The sequence below is a fragment of the Stenotrophomonas sp. genome (genome assembly GCF_035634915.1).
In the GTDB taxonomy this organism is placed as follows: Bacteria; Pseudomonadota; Gammaproteobacteria; order Xanthomonadales; family Xanthomonadaceae; genus Stenotrophomonas.
On record NZ_DASQCB010000020.1, the window covers coordinates 1 to 8,043 of the forward strand.

Consider the following 8,043-nt stretch of genomic DNA (forward strand, 5'->3'; position numbering starts at 1 on the left):
CAACCTCTTCAACCAGCAGCGCCAGACGCTGGACTTCGACGCGATCAAGATCGCGCTGGCCTCGCCGGACCTGATCCGTTCGTGGTCCTTCGGCGAAGTGAAGAAGCCGGAAACCATCAACTACCGTACCTTCAAGCCGGAACGTGACGGCCTGTTCTGCGCCGCCATCTTCGGGCCGGTCAAGGACTACGAGTGCCTGTGCGGCAAGTACAAGCGCATGAAGCACCGCGGCGTGGTCTGCGAAAAGTGCGGCACTGAAGTGACCCTGGCCAAGGTGCGCCGCGAGCGCATGGGCCACATCGACCTGGCCTCGCCGGTCGCGCACATCTGGTTCCTCAAGTCGCTGCCGTCGCGCATCGGCCTGATGCTGGACATGACCCTGCGTGACATCGAGCGCGTGCTGTACTTCGAAGCCTACGTGGTGACCGAGCCGGGCCTGACCGCCCTGGAGCGCCGCCAGTTGCTGACCGAAGAACAGTACCTGCAGGCACGCCAGGAGCACGGCGATGACTTCGACGCCGCCATGGGCGCCGAGGCCGTCTACGAACTGCTGCGCACCATCGACCTGCAGTCGGAAATGACCCGCCTGCGCGAAGAAATCGCCGCTACCGGTTCGGAAACCAAGCTCAAGCGCCTCACCAAGCGCATCAAGCTGATCGAAGCCTTCCTGGAATCGGGCAACCGTCCGGAATGGATGGTCATGACCGTGCTGCCGGTGCTGCCGCCGGACCTGCGTCCGCTGGTTCCGCTGGATGGTGGCCGCTTCGCGACCTCCGACCTGAACGACCTGTACCGCCGCGTCATCAACCGCAACAACCGCCTGCGCCGCCTGCTCGAACTGAGCGCGCCGGACATCATCGTGCGCAATGAAAAGCGCATGCTGCAGGAATCGGTCGATGCGCTGCTGGACAACGGCCGTCGCGGCCGTGCCATCACCGGCACCAACAAGCGCCCGCTGAAGTCGCTGGCCGACATGATCAAGGGCAAGCAGGGTCGCTTCCGCCAGAACCTGCTGGGCAAGCGCGTCGACTACTCGGGCCGTTCGGTCATCGTGGTCGGTCCGTACCTGCGCCTGCACCAGTGCGGCCTGCCGAAGAAGATGGCGCTCGAGCTGTTCAAGCCGTTCGTCTTCGCCAAGCTGCAGCGTCGTGGCCTGGCCACCACCATCAAGGCCGCCAAGAAGCTGGTCGAGCGCGAAGAAGCCGAGGTCTGGGACATCCTGGAAGAGGTCATCCGCGAACACCCGGTGATGCTGAACCGTGCGCCGACCCTGCACCGTCTGGGCATCCAGGCGTTCGAGCCGGTGCTGATCGAAGGCAAGGCCATCCAGCTGCACCCGCTGGTCTGCACCGCGTTCAACGCCGACTTCGACGGTGACCAGATGGCCGTCCACGTGCCGCTCTCGCTGGAAGCCCAGCTGGAAGCGCGTGCGCTGATGATGTCGACCAACAACATCCTGTCGCCGGCCAACGGCGAGCCGATCATCGTGCCGTCGCAGGACGTCGTGCTGGGTCTGTACTACATGACCCGCTCGCTGGAAAACAAGAAGGGCGAGGGCATGGCCTTCGCCAACATCGCCGAAGTCAAGCGCGCCTACGACAACCGCGTGGTGGAACTGCACGCACGCGTCAAGGTCCGCATCACCGAGGTGGTGACCGACGAAGAAGGCAACAAGCAGCCGAAGACCTCGATCGTGGACACCACGATCGGTCGCGCCCTGCTGGCTGAAATCCTGCCGGAAGGCCTGCCGTTCGCGCTGGCCAACACCGAACTGACCAAGAAGAACATCAGCCGCCTGATCAACTCCAGCTACCGCCAGCTGGGTCTGAAGGACACGGTCGTGTTCGCCGACAAGCTGATGTACACCGGCTTCGCCTACGCGACCCGCGCCGGCGTCTCCATCGGCATCGACGACATGCTGATCCCGGACGAGAAGAAGGGCATCCTCACCGAGGCCGAAGCCGAAGTGCTGGAAATCCAGGAGCAGTACCAGTCGGGTCTGGTCACCGCCGGCGAGCGCTACAACAAGGTGGTCGACATCTGGTCGCGCACCAATGAGCGCATCGCCAAGGCGATGATGGACACCATCGGTACCGAGAAGGTGGTCAATGCCAAGGGCGAGACCATCGACCAGAAGTCGATGAACTCGCTGTACATCATGGCCGACTCCGGTGCGCGTGGTTCGCAGGCGCAGATCCGTCAGCTGGCCGGTATGCGTGGCCTGATGGCGCGTCCGGACGGCTCGATCATCGAGACGCCCATCAAGGCGAACTTCCGCGAAGGCCTGAACGTGCAGGAGTACTTCAACTCCACCCACGGTGCCCGTAAGGGTCTGGCCGATACCGCGCTGAAGACCGCGAACTCGGGTTACCTGACCCGTCGTCTGGTCGACGTCGCGCAGGACGTGGTCATCACCGAGGTGGATTGCGGTACCACCGAAGGCCTGATCATGACCCCGATCGTGGAAGGCGGCGACGTGGTCGAGCCGCTGAAGGATCGCGTGCTGGGTCGCGTGGTTGCCGAGGACGTGTTCCTGCCGGGCAACGACGAAGATCCGATCGTCACCCGCAACACCCTGCTGGACGAAGCCTGGGTCGCCAAGCTGGAAGATGCCGGCGTGCAGAGCATCAAGGTGCGTTCGACGATCTCGTGCGAATCGGCCTTCGGTGTCTGCGGTCGCTGCTACGGCCGCGATCTGGCCCGTGGCCACCTGGTCAACATCGGTGAAGCGGTCGGCGTCATCGCCGCCCAGTCCATCGGTGAGCCGGGTACCCAGCTGACCATGCGTACGTTCCACATCGGTGGTGCGGCGTCGCGAGCTGCTGCGGTCGACAACATCACCGTCAAGACCACCGGCTCGGTCAAGTTCAGCAACCTCAAGTCGGTCGAGCACGCCAACGGCTCGCTGGTGGCAGTGTCGCGCTCGGGCGAAATCTCGGTGCTCGATGCCCACGGCCGTGAGCGTGAGCGTTACAAGCTGCCGTACGGTGCGACCATCACCTCCAAGGACGGTGATGCGATCAAGGCTGGCCAGACCGTGGCCAACTGGGATCCGCATAACCACCCGATCGTGTCGGAAGTTGCCGGCTTCATCCGCTTCATCGACTTCGTCGACGGCATCACCGTCATCGAGAAGACCGACGAGCTGACCGGCCTCGCTTCGCGCGAAATCACCGATCCGAAGCGTCGTGGTACCCAGGCCAAGGACCTGCGCCCGATCGTGCGCATCGTCGACGCCAAGGGCAACGACCTGTCCATCCCGGGCACCGACCTGCCGGCGCAGTACCTGCTGCCGCCGCGTTCGATCGTCAACCTGCAGGACGGCGCCGCCGTCGGCGTGGGCGACGTCGTCGCCAAGATCCCGCAGGAAGCGTCGAAGACCCGCGACATCACCGGTGGTCTGCCGCGCGTGGCCGATCTGTTCGAAGCCCGCAAGCCGAAGGATCCGGCGGTGCTGGCCGAGCGTTCGGGCATCATCAGCTTCGGCAAGGACACCAAGGGCAAGCAGCGCCTGATCATCAAGGACACCGATGGTTCGGAGCACGAAGAGCTGATTCCGAAGTACCGCCAGGTCATCGTGTTCGAAGGCGAGCACGTCACCAAGGGTGAAACCATCGTGGACGGCGAGCCGAGCCCGCAGGACATCCTGCGTCTGCTGGGTGTCGAGCCGCTGGCGGCCTACCTGGTGAAGGAAATCCAGGACGTGTACCGCCTGCAGGGCGTGAAGATCAACGACAAGCACATCGAGGTCATCACCCGCCAGATGCTGCGCAAGGTCGAGATCACCGACCAGGGCAGCAGCAGGTTCCTGAACGGCGAACAGGTGGAGCGCCAGCGCGTAATCGAGGAGAATGCGCGCCTGTCGACCCGCAACGAGCTGCCGGCGCACTTCGACCCGGTTCTGCTGGGTATCACCAAGGCGTCGCTGGCGACCGAGTCGTTCATCTCGGCCGCTTCGTTCCAGGAAACCACCCGCGTGCTGACCGAAGCTGCCGTCCGCGGCACCAAGGACAACCTGCGTGGCCTGAAGGAAAACGTGATCGTGGGTCGCCTGATCCCGGCCGGTACCGGTCTGTCGTACCACAGCAGCCGCCGCCGCGGCGCTTCGGGTCTCACTGACTCGGAGATGCAGGCCCTGACCGGTACCCCGGTCGCGGCTGAGGCGCCGGCCGTTGAAGCCGAAGCTGAACAGGCGTCCGGCGAAGAGTGAGTCACCCGGTCCGGCGGAAACGCCGGACCACCCGTCTGGCGGTAGAGTCGACCATTGGTCGACTGCACCAGGCGGAAAAAGGAAAGGGCAGGGCGGATCATCCTCGATCCACCCCGCCAACCTGAACGGGGTACATGGAGGCCCCCCAGTAACGTTCCAGGATCAGGAACGGGCTTGACAGGAGGCGTTTGACTGCTTCTCTGGCAGGTTGCTACAATCGTCTGTCTCAGCAGGCCAGAATTTTGGCCTGCTTTAACATTTCCGCATCTCTGGCCGGATTTCCGGCCACCAATCAGAAGAACCTACTGATGGCGACGATCAACCAGCTGGTCCGCAAGCCGCGGCAAGCTACTACGTACAAGAGTGCCTCGCCGGCGCTCGACAAGTGCCCGCAGCGCCGTGGCGTCTGCACGCGCGTCTACACCACCACCCCGAAGAAGCCGAACTCGGCTCTGCGCAAGGTTGCCAAGGTCCGCCTGACCAACCAGGAAGAAGTCATTTCCTACATCGGCGGTGAAGGCCACAACCTGCAGGAACACTCCGTGGTCCTGATCCGTGGCGGTCGCGTCAAGGATCTGCCGGGTGTGCGTTACCACACCGTTCGTGGCTCGCTCGACGCCGCCGGCGTTGCCAAGCGTCGCCAGGCCCGTTCCAAGTACGGCGCCAAGCGTCCGAAGGCATAAGGAGAGACCACTATGTCGCGTAAGGGTAATACTCCGCAGCGTTCCGTCCTGCCGGATCCGAAGCACGGAAGCGAAACCATCGCCCGTTTCATCAACATGGTCATGCAGAGCGGCAAGAAGTCCGTCGCTGAAAAGATCGTGTACGGCGCCATGGACGTCATCTCCGAGAAGAACGCCAACTCGATCGAGCTGGTGCAGAAGGCTCTGGACAACGTCGCTCCGTCGGTCGAAGTGAAGTCGCGCCGTGTCGGTGGTGCCACCTACCAGGTGCCGGTCGAAGTGCGTGCATCGCGCAAGATGGCTCTGGCCATGCGCTGGCTGATCGACTCCGCGCGCAAGCGTGGTGAGAACACCATGCCGAAGAAGCTGGCTGCTGAACTGATCGACGCCTCGGAAAACCGTGGCGGCGCCATCAAGAAGCGCGAAGAAACCCACCGCATGGCCGAAGCCAACAAGGCATTCGCCCACTACCGCTGGTGAGTTTGACGGCCTTGTAAAACAGGCAGGGCAGCACCACATCGGTGCTGCCTCGCGGCCCCAGAAGGGCTGCGCCAATCCGAAGGCCGCCGCAAGGCGGCGTTCGGCCATCCGAATTCCAAGAAATCTGAGAGGCTCCCCGTGGCCCGTTCCACTCCCATCGAGCGTTACCGTAACTTCGGCATCATGGCTCACATCGATGCCGGCAAGACCACCACGTCCGAGCGCATCCTGTTCTACACCGGCAAGAGCCACAAGATCGGTGAAGTGCACGACGGCGCCGCCACCATGGACTGGATGGAGCAGGAGCAGGAGCGTGGCATCACGATCCAGTCCGCTGCCACCACCGCGTTCTGGAAGGGCATGGACAAGTCCCTGCCGGAGCACCGCTTCAACATCATCGACACCCCCGGGCACGTCGACTTCACCATCGAAGTCGAGCGTTCGCTGCGCGTGCTCGACGGTGCGGTGTTCGTGCTGTGTGCCGTCGGTGGCGTGCAGCCGCAGTCGGAAACCGTGTGGCGCCAGGCCAACCGTTACAAGGTGCCGCGCATTGCGTTCGTCAACAAGATGGACCGCACCGGCGCCAACTTCTACAAGGTCCGTGACCAGCTGAAGGCCAAGCTCGGCGCAGTCGCCGTGCCGATGCAGCTGCCGATCGGCGCCGAAGACGGCTTCAAGGGCGTCGTCGACCTGCTGAAGATGAAGGCCATCCACTGGGATGAAGCCTCGCAGGGCATGAAGTTCGAATACGGCGACATCCCGGCCGACCTGCAGGAAAAGGCTGAAGAAGCCCGTACCTTCATGATCGAAGCCGCGGCTGAAGCCAGCGAAGAGCTGATGGAAAAGTACCTGGGCGGCGAAGAGCTGGCCGAGTCCGAAATCATCAACGCGCTGCGTACCCGTACCCTGGCCACCGAAATCGTCCCGATGTACTGCGGTTCGGCGTTCAAGAACAAGGGCGTGCAGGCCATGCTCGACGGCGTGATCCAGCTGCTGCCGTCGCCGGTCGACGTGCCGGACGTGACCGGTACCGACGTGGATGACGAAAACGTCGCCATGACCCGCAAGTCCGACGACAAGGCTCCGTTCTCGTCGCTGGCCTTCAAGATCATCACCGACCCGTTCGTCGGCGCGCTGACCTTCTTCCGTGTCTACTCGGGCACCCTGAACGGTGGCGACACCGTCCTGAACTCGGTGAAGGGCAAGAAGGAGCGCATCGGCCGCATCCTGCAGATGCACTCGAACAACCGCGAAGAAATCAAGGAAGTTCTGGCGGGTGACATCGCCGCTGCCGTGGGCCTGAAGGACACCACCACCGGTGACACCCTGTGCTCGATCGACCAGCCGATCATCCTGGAGCGCATGACGTTCCCGGAGCCGGTGATCTCGATGGCCGTCGAACCGAAGACCAAGTCGGACCAGGAAAAGATGGGCCTGGCCCTGGGCCGTCTGGCGCAGGAAGATCCGTCGTTCCGCGTCAAGACCGACGAAGAATCCGGCCAGACCATCATCTCGGGCATGGGCGAACTGCACCTGGACATCATCGTCGACCGCCTGAAGCGCGAGTTCAACGTTGAAGCCAACGTCGGCGCGCCGCAGGTTGCCTACCGCGAAACCATTACCCTGGCCGACGTCAAGTCGGACTACAAGCACGCCAAGCAGTCCGGTGGTAAGGGTCAGTACGGTCACGTCGTGATCGAGCTGTCGCCGATCACCGCTGAAGACCGTGCCGACGCCAAGATCGCTCCGCTGATCAAGGACGACTTCCTGTTCATCAATGACATCACCGGTGGTGTCATTCCGAAGGAATTCATCCCGTCGGTCGAAAAGGGCCTGCGCGAAACCATCACCAGCGGCCCGCTGGCCGGCTTCCCGGTGGTGGACGTGAAGGTCAAGCTGGTCTTCGGTTCGTACCACGACGTCGACTCCTCGGAAATGGCGTTCAAGCTGGCTTCGTCGATGGCCTTCAAGCAGGGCTTCGCCAAGGCCAAGCCGGTGCTGCTGGAGCCGATCATGAAGGTCGAGATCGTGACCCCGGAGGACTACCAGGGTGACGTGATGGGCGACGTGAGCCGTCGTCGCGGCGTGCTGCAGGGTTCGGACACCACCGGTGACGGCTCCGCTTCGATCATCAACGCGATGATCCCGCTGGGTGAAATGTTCGGTTACGCCACTGCGCTGCGTTCGCAGACCCAGGGCCGCGCCACCTTCACCATGGAATTCGACCATTACGAGCCGGCGCCGAACAACATCGCCGAAGCCGTCATGAAGAAGGGCTGAGCCTCGCTCAGCCTCTCCTGAAACCACTTACGACAATCAAGGGATACAACAATGGCAAAGGGTAAGTTCGAGCGCACCAAGCCGCACGTCAACGTCGGCACCATCGGTCACGTCGACCATGGCAAGACCACGCTGACCGCCGCACTGACCAAGATCGGCGCCGAGCGTTTCGGTGGCGAGTTCAAGGACTACTCGGCAATCGACGCCGCTCCGGAAGAGAAGGCTCGTGGCATCACGATCTCGACCGCACACGTCGAATACGAATCCACCACCCGTCACTACGCCCACGTCGATTGCCCGGGCCATGCTGACTACGTCAAGAACATGATCACCGGTGCCGCCCAGATGGACGGCGCGATCCTGGTGTGCTCGGCCGCTGACGGCCCGATG

General features: G+C 63.2%; 5 protein-coding genes. All 5 read left to right on the forward strand.

Going from position 1 to position 8,043, the window contains the following annotated elements; translation table 11 throughout:
• A partial coding sequence (rpoC, locus tag VER16_RS16170) for a DNA-directed RNA polymerase subunit beta' (RefSeq protein WP_324809711.1) occupies positions 1-4,210 on the forward strand: 4,210 nt, incomplete at its 5' end.
• Positions 4,211-4,518: 308 nt separating this feature from the next.
• Positions 4,519-4,893, forward strand: a complete 375-nt coding sequence (rpsL, locus tag VER16_RS16175; protein WP_004145320.1) for a 30S ribosomal protein S12 — start codon at positions 4,519-4,521, stop codon at positions 4,891-4,893.
• Between the two features lie 12 nt (positions 4,894-4,905).
• Positions 4,906-5,373, forward strand: a complete 468-nt coding sequence (gene rpsG / locus VER16_RS16180) for a 30S ribosomal protein S7 (RefSeq protein WP_108764161.1) — start codon at positions 4,906-4,908, stop codon at positions 5,371-5,373.
• Between the two features lie 138 nt (positions 5,374-5,511).
• Entirely contained in the window at positions 5,512-7,653 is a 2,142-nt protein-coding gene (fusA, locus tag VER16_RS16185) for an elongation factor G (protein ID WP_108764162.1), read from the forward strand.
• Positions 7,654-7,704: 51 nt separating this feature from the next.
• Positions 7,705-8,043 (forward strand): GTP-binding protein (locus VER16_RS16190; protein WP_324805580.1); only part of this gene is annotated, 339 nt, incomplete at its 3' end.